The organism is Flaviramulus basaltis (assembly GCF_900114265.1).
GTDB lineage: Bacteria > Bacteroidota > Bacteroidia > Flavobacteriales > Flavobacteriaceae > Flaviramulus > Flaviramulus basaltis.
Genome location: NZ_FPKV01000001.1, coordinates 824,295 through 846,188 on the forward strand (window position 1 = coordinate 824,295; position 21,894 = coordinate 846,188).

At 29.4% G+C, this 21,894-nt stretch carries 20 protein-coding genes and 1 tRNA gene; 5 read left to right on the forward strand and 16 right to left on the reverse strand.

Translation table 11 applies throughout. The features are described 5' to 3' along the window. Positions 1–25: 25 nt before the first annotated feature. The 3 genes from BT151_RS03810 to BT151_RS03820 all read right to left on the reverse strand — a co-directional run bounded on the left by BT151_RS03810 (position 26) and on the right by BT151_RS03820 (position 3,818). Positions 26–1,192: a GNAT family N-acetyltransferase gene (locus BT151_RS03810; protein WP_072400421.1), complete on the reverse strand. Its 1,167-nt coding sequence runs from the start codon at positions 1,190–1,192 to the stop codon at positions 26–28. A 66-nt stretch (positions 1,193–1,258) separates the two neighbouring features. Beyond that, positions 1,259–1,738, reverse strand: a complete 480-nt coding sequence (locus tag BT151_RS03815; protein WP_072400422.1) for a DUF1761 domain-containing protein — start codon at positions 1,736–1,738, stop codon at positions 1,259–1,261. A 76-nt stretch (positions 1,739–1,814) separates the two neighbouring features. Continuing rightward, on the reverse strand, positions 1,815–3,818 hold the full coding sequence (locus BT151_RS03820; protein WP_072400423.1) for a glutamine--tRNA ligase/YqeY domain fusion protein: 2,004 nt from the start codon (positions 3,816–3,818) through the stop codon (positions 1,815–1,817). A gap of 78 nt (positions 3,819–3,896) precedes the next feature. Here BT151_RS03820 and folB point away from each other — a divergent pair, with 78 nt between their 5' ends. Both folB and BT151_RS03830 read left to right on the forward strand, forming a co-directional pair. Continuing rightward, positions 3,897–4,259 carry a dihydroneopterin aldolase gene (folB, locus tag BT151_RS03825; protein ID WP_072400424.1) on the forward strand — a complete coding sequence of 121 codons (363 nt, stop codon included), beginning with the start codon at positions 3,897–3,899 and terminating at the stop codon, positions 4,257–4,259. A 50-nt stretch (positions 4,260–4,309) separates the two neighbouring features. Next, a tRNA-Cys gene (locus BT151_RS03830) sits at positions 4,310–4,383 on the forward strand. Positions 4,384–4,414: 31 nt separating this feature from the next. On the opposite strand, the gene BT151_RS03835 is transcribed toward BT151_RS03830, so the two are convergent. The 4 genes from BT151_RS03835 to rnr form a co-directional block, all read right to left on the reverse strand. Continuing rightward, positions 4,415–5,095, reverse strand: coding sequence for a LysE family translocator (locus tag BT151_RS03835; protein ID WP_072400425.1), 681 nt, complete (start codon positions 5,093–5,095; stop codon positions 4,415–4,417). Positions 5,096–5,210: 115 nt separating this feature from the next. Continuing rightward, positions 5,211–5,885, reverse strand: coding sequence for a head GIN domain-containing protein (locus BT151_RS03840; protein WP_072400426.1), 675 nt, complete (start codon positions 5,883–5,885; stop codon positions 5,211–5,213). 83 nt (positions 5,886–5,968) lie between these two features. Further along, positions 5,969–6,262, reverse strand: a complete 294-nt coding sequence (locus BT151_RS03845; RefSeq protein WP_072400427.1) for a YbjQ family protein — start codon at positions 6,260–6,262, stop codon at positions 5,969–5,971. A 122-nt stretch (positions 6,263–6,384) separates the two neighbouring features. Further along, positions 6,385–8,580, reverse strand: coding sequence for a ribonuclease R (rnr, locus tag BT151_RS03850; RefSeq protein ID WP_072400428.1), 2,196 nt, complete (start codon positions 8,578–8,580; stop codon positions 6,385–6,387). A 615-nt stretch (positions 8,581–9,195) separates the two neighbouring features. Here rnr and rpiB point away from each other — a divergent pair. From rpiB to BT151_RS03865, 3 genes are read left to right on the forward strand one after another with little or no spacing between them, the layout of a single operon-like run. Next, positions 9,196–9,630, forward strand: coding sequence for a ribose 5-phosphate isomerase B (rpiB, locus tag BT151_RS03855; RefSeq protein ID WP_072400429.1), 435 nt, complete (start codon positions 9,196–9,198; stop codon positions 9,628–9,630). Beyond that, positions 9,631–10,548 carry a cation diffusion facilitator family transporter gene (locus BT151_RS03860; RefSeq protein ID WP_072400430.1) on the forward strand — a complete coding sequence of 306 codons (918 nt, stop codon included), beginning with the start codon at positions 9,631–9,633 and terminating at the stop codon, positions 10,546–10,548. Positions 10,549–10,551: 3 nt separating this feature from the next. Further along, complete coding sequence (locus BT151_RS03865; protein ID WP_072400431.1) at positions 10,552–10,995, forward strand: GNAT family N-acetyltransferase; 444 nt, start codon at positions 10,552–10,554, stop codon at positions 10,993–10,995. 5 nt (positions 10,996–11,000) lie between these two features. Here the strand turns inward: BT151_RS03865 and BT151_RS03870 are convergent, their stop codons facing one another. The 9 genes from BT151_RS03870 to BT151_RS03915 all read right to left on the reverse strand — a co-directional run bounded on the left by BT151_RS03870 (position 11,001) and on the right by BT151_RS03915 (position 21,764). Then, a complete protein-coding gene (locus BT151_RS03870; RefSeq protein WP_072400432.1) occupies positions 11,001–12,410 on the reverse strand; it encodes a T9SS type B sorting domain-containing protein in 1,410 nt (469 codons plus the stop codon). Between the two features lie 6 nt (positions 12,411–12,416). Continuing rightward, complete coding sequence (locus BT151_RS03875; protein ID WP_072400433.1) at positions 12,417–13,274, reverse strand: OmpA family protein; 858 nt, start codon at positions 13,272–13,274, stop codon at positions 12,417–12,419. Positions 13,275–13,377: 103 nt separating this feature from the next. After that, a complete protein-coding gene (locus tag BT151_RS03880) occupies positions 13,378–15,012 on the reverse strand; it encodes a S41 family peptidase (protein WP_072400434.1) in 1,635 nt (544 codons plus the stop codon). Then, positions 15,009–15,821 carry a DUF4349 domain-containing protein gene (locus BT151_RS03885; protein ID WP_072400435.1) on the reverse strand — a complete coding sequence of 271 codons (813 nt, stop codon included), beginning with the start codon at positions 15,819–15,821 and terminating at the stop codon, positions 15,009–15,011. The genes BT151_RS03880 and BT151_RS03885 overlap by 4 nt, the downstream gene beginning before the upstream one ends. A gap of 10 nt (positions 15,822–15,831) precedes the next feature. Further along, positions 15,832–16,209, reverse strand: coding sequence for a ribonuclease P protein component (gene rnpA / locus BT151_RS03890; protein WP_084647853.1), 378 nt, complete (start codon positions 16,207–16,209; stop codon positions 15,832–15,834). 427 nt (positions 16,210–16,636) lie between these two features. Beyond that, on the reverse strand, positions 16,637–16,984 hold the full coding sequence (locus BT151_RS03900; protein ID WP_143144248.1) for a hypothetical protein: 348 nt from the start codon (positions 16,982–16,984) through the stop codon (positions 16,637–16,639). Between the two features lie 68 nt (positions 16,985–17,052). Then, on the reverse strand, positions 17,053–17,751 hold the full coding sequence (locus BT151_RS03905) for a DUF1579 family protein (protein WP_072400439.1): 699 nt from the start codon (positions 17,749–17,751) through the stop codon (positions 17,053–17,055). Positions 17,752–18,168: 417 nt separating this feature from the next. After that, positions 18,169–19,284 carry a PepSY-associated TM helix domain-containing protein gene (locus BT151_RS03910; RefSeq protein WP_072400440.1) on the reverse strand — a complete coding sequence of 372 codons (1,116 nt, stop codon included), beginning with the start codon at positions 19,282–19,284 and terminating at the stop codon, positions 18,169–18,171. A gap of 56 nt (positions 19,285–19,340) precedes the next feature. Beyond that, a complete protein-coding gene (locus BT151_RS03915) occupies positions 19,341–21,764 on the reverse strand; it encodes a TonB-dependent receptor (RefSeq protein WP_072400441.1) in 2,424 nt (807 codons plus the stop codon). Between the last annotated feature and the right edge of the window lie 130 nt (positions 21,765–21,894).

Sequence of the window (21,894 nt, forward strand, 5' to 3'; positions counted from 1 at the left end):
TATAAACAAAAAACCTGAAATAAATTCAGGTTTTTTTTGTTTTAAAAGGATGGCGTTCTTCCCAATCTTGAGACGGATTCATCAGCTTAAAAAGCTGTTTTAAAATAGCATTTAAAAATCCATTGGTGTGCTTCATATAAACAACCATTGGTTTTGCCTCTGCTCCTACCGAGCTTTTAATTTCCATGGCTGTTCTGGCATAAACAATTGTTTTAAACTTGTTATCAATACCAAAATTCAGCATATCATAAAGCATATTTAAATACAATTGGTTTGGGTATTGATGCTCTTCATCATAACCTAAAAAATAAGTTTCTAATGCTTCATTATTAAGAATTAACGTGTAAAAACCAACCAAAGTATCTTTTAAATAATAGCCATAAACTTTAAAACGATCCTGGAGTTGCAACTTCAAACTATAAAAATGATTTTCTGGTAATAAAAAAGTATTAAACTGAGCGTTGTTAGACACGTTCATGTATAGCCCGTGTAGATCTGCTGTGTGTCTTTTTATATCATCAACATTTAATTCAACAGACTTTATAGAATTAAGTTTTTTTCTTGCACGCTTATATCTATCACGATATTTCTTAGTTAAACTTGCTGTGTAATCTTCCTTTTTTAACCATTCTGGTTGCATAAAAAGAATCATATTAGGCTGTACAAAAACCTTGTGAAGCTTTGCAGAATTAAAAATCTCTATTTCATTATGTATAGAATCATTATCAAAATAATCCTTCAACATAATGGCTCTAATTCTCTTTTTTTGATTCTTTTTAATATTGGTTTTTATTTCGCTTAAAGCGGAAAAAACAGCTTCAAAAAACTGAGTTTTAGAAATTATTTCTTTGTTAAAAAATATTCCATGTTGTCCAGTATGCATTAAATTGCCAACTACCAAAATATTTCCTTTTAATACTTTGGAAACTACATCTTGAAAAAATGTTTTAACACACGAGATTTTAGTTTGCCTAAAAATATCTTTTAAATACAATTGTACGCGTTGCACAATGGCAACACCAACTAAAAGGTTATCTTTAAAAATACCGATATAAAACCATTGAATATTTTCTGGAGAAGCTTCTTCTAAAGCGTTTAAATATTCTAATTGTAAAAACACATCATGATTTACAATGCTATTCCAGCCTTCTGGAAGATTTTTAAACGATTTATAAATGTTATAGTGTATCAATACAAAAAAGAAAAAGACTGAAAGTTAATCTATCAGTCTTTATATGTTGTTAAAAGTTACAGGGGTTTATCTCCAACCACAAACAATGGCTCCCATAATAGCTAAAGTTACTATCCAATATCCTGTATTGATAAGTATGTATTTCCAGCTTTTACGCTCAAACAAACCATTAATACCTATAATTGGTAAAATAATAAAGATGCCCGCAATAACGCCATGAAACGCACCGTGTTTAAATGTTCTAAACTCATCTTTATATTCTGCCATAAATGTTTCGTAAGATGGTTGAATTCCTAAATCACCTTGAACCAAACTAAAAGCACCCATTTGATGAACAGTTATTGACGGTAAAATAAATGCCAAAATAAAAGAAAGTAACAATGTAACTCCAAAAACGACAGCCATATTAGCCGATTTCATTTTTTCTTCAGTCATTTCTGCATGACGCATCCACGCTGTTCCAAAGGTCTTAGGATTGTACCATAAAAATCCAATTAGTATTGGTACAAGTGCAGCTACAAATACTGCTAAATAGTTGAATTCCATAATATTATTAGTTATAGTTAGTGGTTAAATATAGCTAAAATTATAATTGATTTATATTTTTAACATCTATGAGTTTTTAAACAAATTGTGCCTCAGAAACTAACAACTCATTTTTATCCTCCAAAGCTTTTGAAATGAAACCTTCTATTTCTTCATTTTTTTCTTGTCCATTTTTTAATAAAACGCCTAAAGTAATTACTACAGCAATTCGTGTTCCTACTTTTTTAACAGCGGTATTAAACAACGGTTCTAACTCTTCGTAACTTACGTTTTTGGCAAGCTCTTGAATCTCAGCTTTTGCTTTCTCTTGTTTAGCTTCTGGTAAATTGGTGTATTTTTTTCCTAACTGCTGAATAACATCAATCGCTTTTCGCTGTGATTGCTGATTATTATTTGGTTTAGTTTGTTGTTGTGGCTTAGGCTTTTGTTTTGCCCAAGAATCTCTTAAACCAACTGTTTTATTAAATACTATTTTTTCTGAAGTTGAATCGTCATCAATATTAAAATAACCTAAACGTTGAAATTGAAACTGCTCTCCTACTTTAGCATTTAGTAAACTTGGCTCAACAAAAGCTTCAATTATTTTTAAAGAATTAGGATTTACAAACTCCATAAAATCTTTGTCTTGGTGACTATCTGGAGCTTCATCATTAAATAATCTATCGTATTCCCTAACTTCAGCTTTTACAGCATGTTTTATAGATACCCAATGCAAGGTTCCTTTTATTCTTCGATCTGTATCTTCAGAATATGTACAATGTACTTCTGTAATGTTTCCGCTAGCATCTTTAACAACACTTTCAGCTTTAATAATGTAAGCGTTTTTTAAACGTACTTCACCACCTAATTTTAAACGGAAGAATTTACTACTAGCTTCTTCTTTAAAATCTTCTTTTTCTATATAAATTTCTCGAGAAAATGGCACTTTTCTAAAACCAGCACTTTCATCTTCTTGATTATTTTCTGCTTCTAGCCACTCTTCTTTATCTTCTGGATAATTAGTAATAATAACTTTTAAAGGATCTAAAACAGCCATAACACGAGGTGCTGTTTTGTTTAAATCCTCACGAATACAAAACTCTAAAAGTGCAACATCGATAACATTTTCGCGTTTTGCAACCCCTACTTTTTCTATAAATTGTCTAATTGAATTTGGTGTATAACCTCTGCGACGTAATCCTGAAATAGTAGGCATACGCGGATCATCCCAACCATTTACAACACCTTCTTCTACCAATTTAAGCAACTTACGTTTACTCATTATGGTATAACTAAGGTTTAAACGTGCAAACTCACGTTGTTTTGGAGGCATTGGATAGGTCTTCTTAGAATAATTATACACATGCTCCTTAAACCAATCGTAAAGCTCTCTGTGAGGCTTAAACTCAAGCGAACATAAACTGTGTGAAATTTGCTCAATATAATCACTTTCACCATGTGTCCAATCGTACATTGGGTAAATACACCAATAGTTGCCAGTTCTATGATGGTGTTTCTTTAAAACACGATACATGATAGGGTCGCGCATCAACATATTTGGATGTTGCATATCTATTTTAGCTCGTAAAATATGTTCACCTTCTTCAAACTCACCGCTTTTCATGCGTTCAAAAAGATCTAAGTTTTCTTCAACGCTTCTATCACGATAAGGGCCATCAACTCCAGGTTGTGTTGGTGTTCCTTTTTGTTCTGCCATAGCATCTGAAGATTGCGAATCAACATAAGCTTTTCCATCTTTTATTAACTGAACAGCCCAATCATATAACTGCTGAAAATAATCTGAAGAATACAATTCATTTTCCCAATTATAGCCTAACCAAGCAACGTCTTTTTTTATGGCATCTACATATTCTTGCTCTTCTTTTGCAGGATTTGTATCGTCAAAACGAAGATTTACGGGCGCGTTATATTTTAATCCTAAACCAAAACTAATACCAATGGCTTTGGTATGGCCAATATGTAAATAACCATTAGGTTCTGGTGGAAAACGAAAACGTAATTTATCTTGTGACAAACCGTTTACCAAATCTTCTTCTATAATATGCTCAATAAAATTGAGTGATTTTGTTTCTTCAGACATAAAAATGTATCGAAATAGATAATTAAACAAAAATATTGTGCAAAATTAGGTAATTTTAACGACTTAAAATTGCATGCAATGGGAATTATAAAAGTTGAAAACATACGGGTATTTGCATACCATGGTTGTTTAAAAGAAGAAACCAAAATTGGTAGTGATTATCGTGTAGATTTAGAAGTTGAAGCTAATTTACAAACCTCTGCAAAAACCGATAAATTAAGTGATACTGTTGATTATGTGTTTTTAAACCGAATAATTAAAGAAGAAATGAATATAGCTTCTCACCTACTTGAAACTGTTGCTAAACGTATTTTAGACAGAATTTTTAACGAAGATAATTTGGTTAAAAAAGCAACGGTTTGGGTTAGTAAACTAAACCCTCCTATTGGCGGCGATGTTGCCAGAGTAACAATAAAAATGAGTGAAAAGCGTAAAAAGTAATTTTAAGTATTAAAAACTCTTATTTTTTTTTACATTTGCAATCCAATTATGGCGTCATGGCCGAGTGGCTAGGCAGAGGTCTGCAAAACCTTCTACAGCGGTTCGAATCCGCTTGACGCCTCCAAAAAAAGCTTTCAGGATAACTGAAAGCTTTTTTATTTTATTGGACTTATCTGTTCTAACTTTTCTTTTATGAGTTCTTTTTCTTTTGGAAAAAAACCTTGAACTAATAGTAATACTCCAAAGCCTAATATTACTAAGGCTATAATTTTTTTTGTTTTAAAAATAAGTCTAGGTGTTAATCTGTTTTTCAACTTTTTAGCAATAACTATTTTTATAAGATCTACTAAAAAATACACTATTAAAATAGTACTTAAAAACACAATGACTCCGTTTTTAGAACTCGTTAATGAATTCGCTAATACAATAAATGCAACCCAACCTAAAAGCACGCCTATATTAATAAAGTTTAGCAAAAAACCTTTTAAAAATAATTTACCGTAGCCTTTTTTAATTTCAACTTTATGATATTCTCTAACTATGGCACGAAAAGATTTTGATGTTTTTATAAATGAAATAATACCATAAGTAAATAATAAAACACCTCCAAAAACTAGAAAATTAGGATCATCCTTTATTTTATCTAATAACTTATTGGTACTAAAAAAAGCAACTAGAATAAAAATGATATCTGCTAACATGACACCACTATCAAAAATTAAAGCACTTTTAAAACCTTTGGTAGCACTAGTTTCAAGCAGAACAAAAAATACAGGACCAATAGTGAAGGCTAAAATGAATCCGAAAGGTAATGCTCTTAAAATATCATCAAACATAAAAATGTGGTGGTTTTTACAAAGTAAAGAAATATTTTACTGCTTTTAAACTTATGAAAAATAAAAACCCATAGCGAGCCATGGGTTTTTATATATTGTTAGTATTATTTACTTATTAGTTCATTCGTTTTACGCGACCTCCTAATACTTTACTCTCATTAACTGTTTCTGGGTTTCCGTATATAAACACATCACCTCCTGCTCTTATTTTAACGTCTACTAAATTTGAAGCTTTTACATAAGCTTCTCCAGCTGCTTTAATAGTTACTTCTGTTTTTTCAGTTGCTAACATTTCACCTTTATAAACACCTCCAGTTAGTAATGATACATCTTGACTTTTTGATGTTCCAGATGTTTCAATAACACCTCCAGATACCGCTTTTATGTTAGCATATGTAACATCTAAAGGCATATTAATTATACCGCCTTCTTGTGCTCTTAAATCTATTTCAAATTGTTTTATGGTATAGTCTGAATTTACTGTAGCGCCTTCATTAACATCAATAACATCAATTGTTGTGTAGTGTAATACTACTTTTGTTTTGTTACCATCATAAGCTTCTTCAAGCTTCATTTTTATTTTTAATGTCCCATTTTTATTATTAATAAGTACATCTTCTGTGTTTTCACCTGTAATAGTAACTTTGTTTTCGTTAGATTTAACTAATTCTACATTTATTAAATCGTAAACTTTAAGTTCGCTAAACTCACCAATTGTTTTTTCTATTGGTTTTTGTGCAAATATTGTTGTTGTAACAAAAAGAACAATAAATTTGATTAATGTTTTCATGTGTTTGATAGGTTTTGTATTATAAAACGTAAAATTATCAAGAATTATTCCATTGTTTAAAAATTTAGGAAAACATTATCATTTTAAGCAACTTTTACAGCAGTTCCTGTTACTGAAACAAAAAAATATGCTCCAGCTTCTGTCTCCATATCTAAACTTATACCCACTATAGCGTTCGCATTTAATTTAATGGCATTGTCTTTTAGTTTTTGAAAAGCTTCCTCTTTTGCTTTATTGATAGTATTAGAAATCATGTTCATGTTTTTCTCTGTTTTAAAAGAAAAGGAAGTTTTTATATTGCTTGATACGCCTGTTACAATACCTAAATAATCTTCAATTTTATGACCTTCTATTGAATTTGTTGTTGTTAATATCATGCTTTTAAATTTTTAATATAGGTAGATATTTATATTGAAATGTTACAGATTATAGATATTCTTTTTAAGAATTAAAGTTAAAAAATTACAAGCTTTAAATAAAATCTAAATTCTTAATAAAATTAATCTTTTGGTTTTCCTATTAAATTAAAATCAAGATGTTTTTTAACTAAATCTGTGTTTTTAACTTTTACAATAATCTCATCTCCAAGTTGATACATTGTTTGTGTATTTCTACCAACCATAGCATATTGTTCTTGATCGAAAGCATAATGATCATCTTTCATATCTCGAACACTAACCATACCTTCACATTTATTTGAAATGATTTCAACATAAATTCCCCAATCTGTAACTCCAGAAATAACACCCACAAATTCTTCATCTTTATGATCTTGCATAAATTTAATTTGCATGTATTTTATAGAATCTCGTTCTGCTTTGGTTGCTAAATTTTCCATATTACTGGAATGGTTACATTTTTCTTCGTAAACATCTTCACTTGCAGATTTTCCACCATCTAAATACAGTTGTAATAAACGATGCGCCATAACATCTGGATAACGACGAATTGGTGATGTGAAATGACTATAATAATCGAAAGCTAAACCATAATGTCCAATATTATGTGTGGAATATTCGGCTTTACTCATACTTCTTATGGTTAAAGTATCTACTAAATTTTGTTCTTTTTTACCATTTACTTCTTTAAGTAAATAATTAAGTGACGCTGATGTGGTTTTACGATCTTTAAAATTTAATTTATAACCAAATTTAGATACAATACCTTGTAAATTAGCAAGTTTACTTTCATCTGGCTCGTCATGAACACGGTATACAAAAGTTCTTTTTGGATCTTTTTTACCAACAAATTCTGATACTTTACGGTTGGCTAATAACATAAATTCTTCAATTAATTTATTAGCATCTTTACTTGTTTTAAAAAATACACCAACAGGATTAGCTTCCTCATCTAAATCGAATTTTACTTCAACTTTATCAAAAGAAATAGCTCCTGCCGTCATACGTTTAGCTCGCATTTTTTTAGCAAGATCATCCATTTTTAAAATAGCTTGTGTAATCTCTTGAGAAGTATTGTATGTTTCACCTGTAAGAGAAACTTCTTTTGGAATGGTGCTTGTTTTAGATTCTATAACAGCTTGAGCTTCTTCATAAGCAAAACGCGCATCACTATATGTTACTGTTCTACCAAACCATTCGTTTTTAATTTCACACTTATCATTCATTTGAAACACAGCAGAAAAAGTTAATTTTTCTTCATGTGGTCTTAATGAACACGCGTTATTTGATAATACTTCTGGAAGCATAGGTACTACTCTATCTACTAAATAAATAGATGTTGCACGTTCATAAGCCTCATCATCTAAAACAGTTCCTTCTTGCAAATAATGTGAAACATCTGCAATATGAATTCCTATTTCGTATAAACCATTATCTAATACTTCAAATGATAAAGCATCATCAAAATCTTTAGCATCTTTTGGATCTATTGTAAAGGTTAAATCTTTACGCATATCTCTACGCTTACTAATTTCTTCTTTTGTTATAGAGGTATCTAATTTATTAGCAAATTCTTCAACTTCATGTGGGAATTCGTAAGGCAAGCCATATTCTGCTAAAATTGAATGTATTTCGGTATTATGATCTCCTGGTTTACCAAGTACTTGAATTACTTTTCCGTAAGGAGAATCGGCTTTTTCTGGCCAATCTTCAAGTTTTACTAAAACTTTATCACCATCTTCGGCTTTTAAAATTTTATTAATAGGAACAAAAATATCTTTGTACATTTTATTGCTATCTGCAACAACAAAGGCAAAATTCTTCTTTTCATGAATTTGAATAACACCTACATACTCACTTTTTTCACGCTTTAAAACTTGTGTAATTTCTCCTTCTAATTTACCTCTATGACGACGTTTGTAAACATAAAATTCTACTTCATCTCCATTTAAAGATTTATTTATATTGTTAGATGCTATAAATACATCATCATCAAAATCTTCACATATAATATACCCATTTCCTTTAGCAGCTAAATCTAATCTACCTACATGGTATTCGGTATTCACAACGGCTTTAAACTTACCACGTTCTACTTCTTCAATCTCTTTTTTTCCTTGTAAATCGTGTAGTTTTTTTATAATTTGATTTCTACTACTAGCATCGTTAACACCAAGTTTAGCAGCAATTTGTTTGTAATTAAAGGTTTGGTTTCTCTCTTTTTTTAATATACTTAAGATTGTATTTGTAAGGTTAGAAATTCCTTTTTTTGGATTTCTTTTTTTCTTATTTGTCATTTAAATTTTGTAATCATTTTCTATTTCCTAAGATAGTGGAAATTCTGTTATTAAATAGCCTTATTTTAGGAGAAGATTAGCTATTTGTTTTTACAAAGCTACAATATTAATATTAAATCATATTTAATTAATGTTAAATTGAAGTTATCCACATTATATATTATATAATAATTTTCTTTTTAAAATTTAAAAAAATAAATGGTGGTTATTATAGTGTGTGAATAGCGGTATAACTTTTTTAACTTTTATTTTGATTACAATTATTTTACATTCTATTAATAGTTAATTAACAATAGAAATTATATTAATAGCTTCATATTTAATGATTTTCAATTTTCTATACACAGTTGTTAACAACTAAATTTAACTACTTTTAACTAATAACTTTTTTAATTTTAATGTTTACATCTATCAACTTATGAGCTTATATTTTTGCTAAAAAAAGTGAGTTAAATTTTTGGTAAATAGAATCCTATTTTTGATTGGAAAAATAAATGGATATTCAATGTTTTTCTTTTAGAAAACAATAAACAGTTATTAACAAGTAATGAATATAGTAATACACATTGTTAATAATTACTACCTTTGTATAACTATACAATAATAAATAAAAAGATGACAATTTCTATAGGAAACGATCACGCTGGTACCGATTATAAATTTGCTATCGTAAAACATTTAGAAGCAAAAGGATACACAATAATTAATCATGGAACTGATAGTAATGATAGTGTAGATTATGCAGATTTTGTTCACCCAGTTGCAGAAGATATTGAAAATAAAAAAGCAGATTTTGGTGTTTTAATTTGTGGAAGCGCAAATGGTGTTGCTATAACCGCTAATAAACATCAAAAAATACGTGCTGGTTTATGTTGGAATAAAGAAATAGTAGAACTTATAAGAGGTCATAATAATGCTAATGTTTTATGTATTCCTGCTAGATTTACAGCTATTCATCAAGCTGTAGAAATGGTTGATGTTTTTTTAAATACCGAATTTGAAGGCGGTAGACACCAAAATAGAATAGATAAAATACCGTTATCTTGTTAAATGAGTCATTCGCACTCTCATAATCACTCTCATTCTCATTCTGACTTTAAAGGTAGGAATCTCTTAATATCTATTTTTTTAAATATACTTATTACTGCTTCTCAAGTTGTAGGAGGAATACTTTCTGGTAGTTTAGCGCTTTTAAGCGATGCTTTACATAATTTTAGTGATGTTATATCATTAGTTGTTAGCTATGTAGCAAACAAATTATCTAAAAAAGAAGCTTCTATTCACAGAACATTTGGTTATAAACGTGCCGAAATTTTAGCAGCATTTATTAACGCATCTACTTTAATTATAGTTGCTGTTTTATTAATTATTGAAGCTATTAAAAGGTTTCAAAATCCACAACCAATAGAATCTAACTTAGTTATTTGGTTATCTCTTTTTGGGATAATTGCTAATGGTTTAAGTGTGCTTTTACTTAAAAAAGATTCTGAATCTAATATGAATATGAAAAGCGCATATATACATTTATTAACCGATATGATGGCTAGTGTAGCTGTATTAATAGGTGGTTTATTAATGAAATATTATGAAGTTTTTTGGGTAGATAGTGTATTAACATTTGCTATAGCTTTATATTTAATTTGGATGGGTTTTGATTTGTTAAAAGACTCCACAAAAGTGCTTATGCTGTTTACGCCAGATACTATTCCTATTAACCAAATTGTTGAAGAAATTAATGCTTTTGAAAGTATAGAAAACACACATCATGTTCATGTTTGGCAATTAAATGAAGAAGAAATTCATTTAGAAGCGCATATAGATTTTAATGAAGATATCACACTTTCTCAGTTTGATACTATTTTACATAAAATTGAAGATCATTTATTGCATAAATACGATATTAACCATGTAAATATTCAACCAGAATTTGGTAAGGATGATGCAAAAGATATGATTGTACAGGATTAAATTATGTTAAAAATAGAAGTAAAAACCTTTTCAGAATTAACTACACAAGAGTTATACAATTTGTTACAATTACGTAGTGAAGTTTTTGTGGTAGAACAAGATTGTGTTTATCAAGATATTGATGGCAAAGACCAAAAAGCATTACATGTTTTAGGCTTTAAAAATAATAAAATAATTGCTTATACACGTATTTTTAAACCAGGCGATTATTTTGAATATGCTAGTATTGGTAGAGTAGTAGTAGCTAAAAATGAGAGGCAGTTTAAGTACGGTTATGATATTATGAATGCTTCAATAGAGGCTATTAAAACACACTATAAAGTATCAAAAATTAAAATTTCTGCACAGTGTTATCTTAAACAATTTTATACCAATTTAAGCTTTAAAGCAATAGGTGAGGAGTACTTAGAAGATGATATTCCGCATATAGCTATGATTAAGGAGTAATTACTTTATCTTTTTAAAGAAAAATGACCTTTTATAACATCATTTGTATTTAAAGTTATAACATACCAATAGTCATCACTACCTAAAAGTTCGCCGTTAAAAGTACCATCCCAACCTTCAGAATTTGGAAGTAAAAATTTTAAAAGCTTTCCGTATTTATTATAAATAGTTATTTTATTTATTGAATTTGTGTTATCAATAACCCTCCAAAAATCATGGCTTCCATCATTATTGGGTGTAAAATATTTAGGAATATAATAATCCACACCAGAAAGAATTAACACATTAAAACTAGATTCCTTACTATCACAAGTTGTTTCATTATAAATATAAATAGTTTGTGATGTTGAAATAATATCACCAAAATTTAACATATTACCATTTCCACCAGATTGAGTAAAATAATTTCCGTTGGTAAGGCTAGGAAGTGTATAGGAGGTATTAGTGACAATGTCATTAATTACTTCAACATCAATAAAATTATTACAGCTTTCTTCTGATGAAACATAATTGGAAAAATCTGAAGTTAACCAGTTTGAAGGAACATCAAAAGGATTATCTACAACAACACACACTAAAAAATAATTTAGCATAAAATTTACATCAGCAAACCTATTATTACCATTTTTTAGATTTAATCTGCATAAAATATTGTTACTACAATCTAATAGAGTTAAAGAGGGGTTTTTGGATACATCTAATTCAGATAACAAATTAAAGAAACAAATTAAAGTACTTAAATTTAAGTTATTACTGGTATCTAAAAAGGTTATTTTATTTTCTTCACATGATAAATAAGATAGATTTAAATTTTTAGAAATATCTAGAAAAGTTAATAGGTTTTTACCGCACTGAAGTCTGTTTAAAATACTGTTTTTAGTTATATCTATTGTTGATACTTCATTGTTTTCTAAAGTTAAAACGACTAGAGCTAAATTATTAGAAACATCTAAAACTTTAAGTAAGTTATTACCACAAACCAAAGAAATTAAATTAAGGTTTTTTGTAACATTGAGTTCGGGTAATAGGTTATTGTAACACCATAAAATTTTTAAATCAGTGAGAAAACTAACATCAATAAAGGTAATTAAATTTTCAAAAAAGTATAATTCAGTTAAAAAAGTATTTTTGGTAATGTTCAAGTTTGTAAGTTGATTATCAGAACAATCTAGAGTTATTAGAGCAGTAAAATCTTCAATACCAGTAAGGTCTTTAATATTTTTTCCGGCAATATCTAAATTTTTTATACCATTAATATTTGAGGTTGGAACAAAATCATCTAAAGTACCAGAATCATAGCCTAAATCGATTAATGCTTGTTCAAAATTATCGTCTGGTACAAAGGTTTGGGAAGTTGTATTAAAACTTATTAAATAGAAAGTAATAACTAATAAAAAACAAGTTTTATTGGCCATAAGTTTTTAATTAACATCGTCAACGTAAGTAATAACTATTTCTACACGTCTATCGAATTGAGGATCGCCACCAAGCGGAAATTTGCGTCGCATACCTAAGTGACGCATACGTTTTTTATTGACTCCTTTTTTAGCAAAATAATCATAAACATATTTTGCTCTAGCTTCAGATAGGTTACGTTGTTTGGTTTTTCTATCTACAGCATCTCTAGTAAATTGGGTACAACACACATGCCCTTGAATGGTAAAATAAATATCTTCTCGTTCTACAAGTGCATTAGCAATATCTGTCAATGTTTTTTTTGAAGCAGGCGTAACCGAAGAATATCCAGTTTTGAATAATATGTTTTTAAAAATAATTTTATCGCCTTTACCGCTTTCTTTTATTTGGTCAACAACACCTTTTTCCTTCGGTTCAATATGATGTTCTGCAACAACTTCTTCAATAGGTTTTGGTGGTTTGGGCTTTACAAGAATTTCTACTTTTCTATTTAAACCTCTAATTTTTAAAACATTTTTTTCTTCAATAATTTTAAGTAGAATTTCACCTTTACCATCAACATTTGTTATAAGATCTTCACTTATTTCATTATTAGAAAAAATATTTTTTATAGCATTTGCGCGTTGTTGCGATAGTTTCAAGTTGTAAGTATCTGCACCAATATCATCACAAAAACCAAAAATGGAAATAGATTCAATATCAACGTCTGTTAATGTTGAAATGAAGAGTAATAAACGATTTTCTTCTGTATTTGGAACATCGTATTTATCTGTTTCAAAATAAACTTCGTGCGTTAATTCTTTTTGAGAAAAAGCAAATACACTGTTAAGTGTTATTAATATCAGTAGGAATAGTTTATTCATAGTAGGAAATAGAATAATAGGTGATAAATATACTATTTTTAATCGAAAACCATGACAGAAGCCTTTAAACATAGGTTATTCTTATAAAAAGAGAGTAGAAACATTATTTTAAATATCCTAAATAAGCCGTTGAGTTTCCAAGTATTTCTGTTGCTTTTTTAATTTCAGAATCGTGTATTTTATAATATTCATATAGTCCTTCTCTATACGCATATTGTTTTACAATCTCTTCTGTTAATAACTCTAATAAATAGTCTTTATTCTCATCAATAACTGTTGTTTTAGATTTGTTTAAATTAGAAAGAAGCGTATTAAAATCTGTTTTAATGTTGTCGTTTAATTCTTCTTTTTTAGCAGTTTCAAAGGCTTTATAAAGTGCTTTTTCAGTATCTGTTTCAAATGTAAAATTATTCGTTTTTAAATAATTTTTAAAATCTTTAAAATCAGATTCTGTTAGTTTTAAACTATTTACATCATTTGTTGTGTGCTTATAATAATAGTTTGTAGCGTAATTAAAAATTAAATCGTTGTTAACAATAGCGGTTGTAATTGGTGATGTTTTATACGTGCCTACGGGCACATCTGGATAAACTCCACCTCCATCAAAAACTTTCCGACCGTTTTTTGTTTTAAATTCGTTATAATTTTCTTGTTCTACCCTTACCGCTTCACCTTTTTCATTTCTATGCCAATAATCTAATGCTTGAATACATCTACCAGAAGGCGTGTAATATCTAGAAATTGTAATTTTAACTTGTGTGCCATAAGTTAGTAGCTTTGGTCTTTGTACTAAACCCTTACCAAAACTTCTAGAACCCACTATAACAGCACGATCTAAATCCTGTAAAGAACCAGAAACAATTTCGCTTGCCGAGGCGCTATTACCATTTATTAAAACAACTAAAGGGATGTCTTTATCAATAGGTTCGTTTTGGGTATAATATGTTTTGTTATATTTTTCAACTTTAGATTTTGTTGTTACTACCAACTGCCCTTTTGGTACAAAAAGATTAACAATATTTATTGCTTCGTTAACCAACCCGCCTGGGTTTCCTCTTAAATCTAAAATAATACGTTCTGCGCCTTGAGCTTTTAAATCGCGTAGTGCGTAATTAGTTTCTGCAAAAGCTTTTCTACTAAATGCGCTTAAAACAATGTATCCTGTTTTATCACTTATCATAGAAAAATGAGGCACAGCCTTTATTTCAACTTCAGCTCTTTTTATAGTGGCTGTTTGTGTTTTTCCTTGTCGTTTGTAGGTCACCTCTACAGAGGTATCTGGAGCGCCTTTTAATAAATCGCCAGCATTTTCTTTATAGCTTTCAACTAAAATATTTCCAACTTTAATAATTTCATCACCGGCTTTTAAACCTGCGTTATCTGCAGGATAATCTTTGTAGGGTTCTATAATAACCAATTTGTCTTTTAAGGTTTTTACCTTTGCCCCAATACCCGTATAATCACCTGTATTATTAATTCTGGCAGCTTCAACATCCTGCTCGTTCATAAAATTGGTATATGGATCTAAATCTGCTAACATACTTTTAATAGCAGTATCCATTAAATCACCCGGGTTGGTTTCATCTACATAATTCATGTTGAGTTCTTTGAAAAGCGTTGTGAAAATTTCTATTTGCTTAGCAATTTCAAAAAAATCGTTTTTAAAGGCGGTTGTAGTAAAAAAAACAGCGCAAGCTAATATTGGAATTATGATTTTTCTTTTTAGTAATGTTTTCATTTTTTACTTTTTTTAATCCATTTTTTTATTAAAAAGCCCACAATAACTAGAATAATTATAAAAGGCCAAATATGAAGTAACCCTAATAAAAATATAGACAAACCATTAAAACCAGATTTAATAGCATTCCACATTTTTGTTCCATAAGAAGTTGTTATTGGACTTTCGGAGGTTAGTTTATAAAATTCAATATCTAAAGTGCTTAATGATACTTTATTTTCAAGGTATTTTAAACGCCCTTGCTTTGCTTCTATTTCTTCTCTAATATTAGAAAGTTCTCGCTCAATTTCAAGAATTTCTTTTACGTTTTTAGCTTTAGATAATAATTCTAAATAGCGCTTTTCTAAGGTTTGTTTTGCTTTTAATCGCGCTTCTAAATCTATAAATTCTTCGGTTACATCTTTTGCAGATATGCGTTTTGTATCAAAATAAGAAATATTTTTACTTATAGAATCTATGGTGTTTTGAAAACCAATTGTGGGAACTCTAATAATTAAATGTCGAGTAATTGTGTTATATGATTTATTGGAATTATCATCTTGAATAAAGCCTTTGTTTTCGTTAATAGCTTTTTTAATTTGATTATAAGTTTTATTTAAATCTTGTGTTTCAAAACGCAAATAAGATTCTTTTATAATTTTTTGATCAGAAGTTTCAGAAGGAACTGAAATAATACCGTTTAAAGTAGAGCTTTCTTTAAAAATCACCTCAGAATCCATTTCAGATTCAACATAGTTAAGGTTTTCTGACGGTGCTTTTGAGCACATCATTGGAAGAACTAGTATAAACAGGTAAGACAGTAGTTTCATAAAAATAATTTTACACTTCTGAAATTTTGCTCGAAAACTTTTCAAATAATAGTTTCATTCTTGTTTCAATTTGAGCCAAAGAGGGTTTTTCTTTGCCAATGTACAAAATCATAAACGCATGAGGTGTTGATAAATTGTTAAAATACAACCCTTTATTTAACCTATAAACTTCTCTCAATAAACGTTTTATATGATTTCTATCAATAGCGGTTTTAAAATTTCGTTTACTTACTGAAACCCCTGTTTTAGCTATTAAATCTTTTTCAAAAGTAGAAGGTAAATAAACCAAGCGTAAGGGATATGCAGAAACCGATTTACCTTCGGTAAATAATTGATCAATAAGCTTTTTGCTTTTAAGCTTTTCTTTTTTGGAGTAGGTAAATTTCAACTGGATTTATTTTATTTTTCAAAGGTATGCAAAATAAAAAAATCACTTATTAGTAAAGTGATTTATGGAGTTTTATTTAAGGTGGCGGTATGCGCAGTGTGTTTGCACAGTTGTTTTAGTTTAGGATATTTACCTTTTCAAGAAATAATTTAAGACCGATTAAAATACTCCATAACGGTAAAGCAAGTACTCCCAATAACGAACCAATATCAAGAAAATAATGCAAAATTGTATTTGCTGTAGTAATAGGAATTTTAGAATTCTCCTCAAATGTTGCTGGTGGGATGCGGAGAGGAATTGTGCTAACAAAAATTATATAACCAACAAAAAAAAGGCCCACAAATGTAAGCCCAAAACCCACAACCATTCCAAAATGACGAAGACCTTTGGAGAGAAACCCTTTTGTGCGTAAGCTAATAAAAATGAGCTATACACCAAATACACCCAGATGAAGCATGTATAAAATATCAGACACAATTTTAGGCAATATGAGTAATGAAAAAAGAGCAATAAAAGAAATTGCAGTAATGCCCGTGGTAATAGTCGTTTTGGTTATAATAGGTATTTGTTTTTGAGACATCTTTTGAAGAGCAATTACAACTGGAATTAAAAGTAGAAATTGGATACTAACCCCCACATCATGGAATCTGTTCAAGATAATACTAGCACCCATATTGGAAGATCTGAGTATTAAATAGCCAATTAGAGATATGATAACAAGAACACCAAGTATACCACTAGCTACTGCTGCCCAACCAGAATTACGAAAAGGCATTTTTATTGTGGGTAATGTTTTTGTTTGCATTTAAGGTTTAGTTAGCTTTTAATTTCAATTTTTATCTTCTATTTCTCTTTACTTCTTAAGAAATCAATTTCACTTCCTTTTCTATATTTCCCGTTGTCTATTTGATAATATTCTGCTTTATAATGATCATTATCGATAAATATGATTAGCAGATGATCTTTTATTGTCATTCCAGGAATAGGTTCAAATTCAGATTCAAAGGTGATTGTTTTTGTTGTTGAATCGTAAGCGCCTTCAGATGTTACAATAGAGCTATAAAGGTGATTACCGATTGTGTTTTTTATAAATTTATTTTTTACATTATCGTAGCCTTCAAGATCAATACCATGAAATTCCGTTTCTTTCATTTTACCATCTTGAATGGGCATTTCTAATTTTCCATCTCCATCTATGGTTACAATAAAGTAACGACCATTCGCAATTGCTTCTCTCACAAGTTTTCCGCTGAACTCCATTGAAATCATGCTTGTCGTAGAATCAATGAAATCGAAATGCCTGCCTTTGAAAGTCCAGTTACCTACCAAATCTGCAAGTAATTGATGATGTTTTCCTGGCCTAGAATAATCAAGTATTTTATTATAAGTATACTCTTGGGTTGAATAAACAGAGATAATGGAATCCTTATTATTTTGTGCAAAATATGAGGTTCCCCAAAAAGCAATTACAATAATAAAAATAATTGAAGAGAGGTTTTTTAGAAAACCAGAACCCTTCACTTTTGTATCTAATTCTATCATTTAAGTATTAATTTAAATCATTTGTATTTTTTTTCGTTTTATTTGGTCTTTTAATTCTTAGTCCTAAGGGAGATTTAATTTTAAAACCTTTTGACGACATAACGACTTAATTAGATATAGACGAAGATTTATATCCATTTTATTTGTTCTATTACACCATTTATATTTATAATAATGCTGTAGAATCTATTCTTAAATTTATACGAAAAAACTTAATGATATAAGGACAACTATTTGTCGATATATAGTATTAACACCTAAACTTTACGTTTAGTCTCAAAAGTCAAATTTTTTAAGTAAGTGTTTTAATATTCTATTAAAGAGATGTTTAAGTTAAAGATATAACAAATATTCATTCGTTTAACATGAACAATAAGAAATTTTAATTTTTTAATATGTTAAAGAATAGGCATAAAATTATTTCTTGTATTTTCTACCATACCAAAGTAAAACACCTGTTATAGGAAGGCTTGCGGTTAATAAACTCACTAAAAATGCAATAATTTTACCTATAATTCCACCAATTGCACCTATATGAATATCGTAATTCATGCGAAGTATTTTATCTGCTACTTTAGTGTTTTCATATCTACCATAAATGGTTTGTGATGATATTTCTTTTAAGGTGTTTTGGTCAAAAAACAAAAAATCTGAGTCGTAGTATAACCCATCACTATTGGTTACTTCTACATAAATACTTTCAGATTGGGAATGCGGATAATGTATTTCAAAGCTTTTTGCTTTTGGATTTTCTTTTTTCAGTTTGCTTAAAAGGTTATCTATAGGCAATATGTTTGGATTGTTTAAAGGGGTTTCACTTTTACTGTTTGGAATTAGAAATGTTGGATTTTTATCGCCTCCAAAAGAAACATAAACTGCTTTTTGAAACCAATTGTAAGACATCACTAAACCTGTAAATGCAAGTATAAAAGCTAATGAACAAACATAAAAACCTAAAATAGAATGTAAATCGAAATTTTTTCTTTTCCAGCGTGTTGTTTTCTTCCAGTCGAATTTTAAGCGTTGTTTTAAGTTTTTGCGCTTTTTAGGAAGCCATAATATAAATCCGGAAATAAGGATAATAACAAAAAGCAATATGGAAACACCTACGACTTCTTCTCCGATAGCTTTAGGTAACCACAACCTTATGTGTCCTTTTAAAACAAAACTAAAAAAACCAGAAAGATGGTCTTTTACGTGTAACACTTTTCCTGAATAAGGGTTTAAAAAAACGCTTTGATAGAATTCTGGATTATAATCATAAAAAACAACTTCAATAGCTTCGTTTGGGTTTCCATATATTGTTCCGTGTACCAAGTTGTTGGGAAATATTTCTTTGGCTAAACCTTTTGCTTCTGTAGGTGTTAAAATGGTTTCGTTTTGAGGTGTAACTATTTTGTAATCATCATAAAGACTTTCAATTTCACTTCTAAAAGCCCAACAACATCCGGTAATAGCAACAATAAAAACCACTAAACCAGAAACAAGCCCTAATATTTTATGTAGTTGTAGTATGAATTTTCTAAACGTCATTTGTATTTTGTTAAAAGAGCAACTCCTTAAGAAGTTGCTTTTTTCTCTATTGTTAATTAAAATTTATATGAAATATTTGCGATTAAAGCCCTTGGTGTTTGTGGGTTTATAGTAGACCATCCTTTATAATATTCTTTATTAAAGGCGTTGTTTAGTTTTAAACCAATTCTATATTTATTAGCTTGGTAAAAAACAGATGCATTTGCTACGGTATAACTTGGAATAATAAAATTACCTGTGGTTGTGTAGTTTTTCACAAAACGATCACTTGCGCCATTAAATCCAAAACCGATTCCAAAACCATCTAGTTTACCTTCTTGAAATTCATAATTTGCCCAAAAATTATACAGTGTTTTTGGTCCAGCTTCTAATGGTCTTTTATTTAATATTAAAGGGTCATCAGTTTTTGTAGTTTTGCTTTCGTTGTTGCTATAACCTGCTCTAATATTTAAGCCTTTTATTGGGTTTGCGTTAATTTCAAATTCTACACCTTTACTTTCTACTTCACCGCCTTGAATTCTGTTAAAAGGCGAATCTGGATCTTGTATAACTCTGTCTTTTACTTTAATATCGTAATAGCTTATTGTAGCATTTAAACGGTTTTTGAAAAAGTTTGTTTTAATACCAAACTCTATTTGGTTAGCTCTTTCTGGTTTAAAGGTTTCTAATTGTTGAGGACCATCTTCTGGATTTCCTACTAATTGTGGAGCCACATTATTAAACCCGTTTTGAAGGTTTCCAAATAGTGATAGTTTGTCTTTAATAGGCTGATATAATAATCCGAATTTTGGTGAAATAGCATTTTGTTTATAATCATCATCCGGAGATGTTATATCACCTTCATTATCAAATCTATCTAGTCGTAATCCCATCATTGCAGAAAAATTATCAGTTAGATTAATAACATCAGAAACATATAAACTATAAATATGATATTTAGATTTATTATTTCCAACAGCTTGAGATTCTAAAAAACCATCAACACCAGCAGTTGAAAGCGGGTATAAATCATCTTCTACTTCTGAGGTAAAAGGATTATCTCCGTTTGCACCGCCTTCTGGTGTAATATTTCCATAAAAAGCATAACCAGTACTATTATCTGTTGAAGTGGCATTAAAGTAATCTAAGCCAATAACAACTCTGTTTCTAAGAGATGCAATTTTAAAGTCTCCTATAAAGTTTTGTTGAATATCTGTTGTTTGTGTGTTTGCGTTTTGCTTGCTTATAAACCTAGTAAATGTATCATTACCTAAAATACCATACTCAAATAAGTAAGAGTAATATCCTTTTGTAGAAGTTGAACTTTTTGATAATAATGTTTGCGATTGCCAAGTGTCTGACAATTTATAATCCATTTCAATTCTGTAATTCTGATTTGGGTTCTCTAAGGTTAAATCGTTACTAGTGAATGATAATTTGTTGTTATAGCCTAATTCCTTAAGGTCTTTTGCTTCAGTTGGAGCACTTCTATTTAAGAATAAAAAGGTTGGATTGGTTTGTTCGGCTTGTGTAATTTCTCCATAGAACGAAAAGGAAAGTTTATTACTTACTTTGTAAGAAAGAGAAGGTGCTACAAAAAACGATTTTCTAAAACCGGCATCTTGAAAACTTTGCTCGGTAGTATAGGCTGTATTTAATCTGAAGTAAAGATTGTCTTCTTTACTAAGTGCAGTGTTGAAATCTCCAAAGATTTGATTTAAACCGTAAGTTCCTGAAGTAAATGATAATTCTCCTCCTGTTCCAACATACGGTTTTTTGGTAACCACATTTATAAGCCCACCATAAGAACTTACTGCGTTTCCAAATAAAGTTGCAGAAGGTCCTTTTAAGACTTCAATACGCTCAATATTTGCTGGGTTAATAGTTCCATTGGTTAATCCTGGTAAACCATTTACTAATTGCGGCTGTACAGAAAATCCGCGTAAAGCATAATATCCTGCACCATCGCCACCACGACCAGTTGAAGCCCAAAGCTGATCTACACCAACAGCATTTTTTAAAGCATCATCAAAATTAGTAACTAATTGAGATGCTAACAATTCGTTTGTAATTGTGCTATAAACTTGAGTGTTTTCAATATCCTTTAGAGGAAGCTTAGCAACGTATGCCGTTTTTTTTCTGGAGAATTTATTGGTGCGTTCCCCTTCAATTACAACTTCATTTAAAATTTCATTTCCTTCATACAAAGTAATATTTCCTAAATTTAAGATTTCGTTATTTTTTATAGATATTGAAATCTCTTTTGTTTTATAACCTAAATATGAAACGGATAATAAATAGTCTCCGTTTAGGATATTTGAAATTTGGAACTCTCCATTTTCATTAGTTTGTGCACCTTTTGTTGTGTTTTTAATTGATATGTTTACACTAAATAATTTTGTTTTAGAGTTATCTGTAATAGTACCTTTTACCTCTGCATTTTGAGAAAAAGAGAAAGCACTTAGTAGAAAAAAGAGTAAAATCGTTAGTTGATTCTTCATTTGTTTTTATTTAGACTAATTATGAATAATAAATTTTTAACAAAAGTATCTTCTGTGGTCGAATTACACAAATTATTTATAATAAATCTAAATAAGAATTTTTAAGAGGTTGATAACCCGATATAAAGGA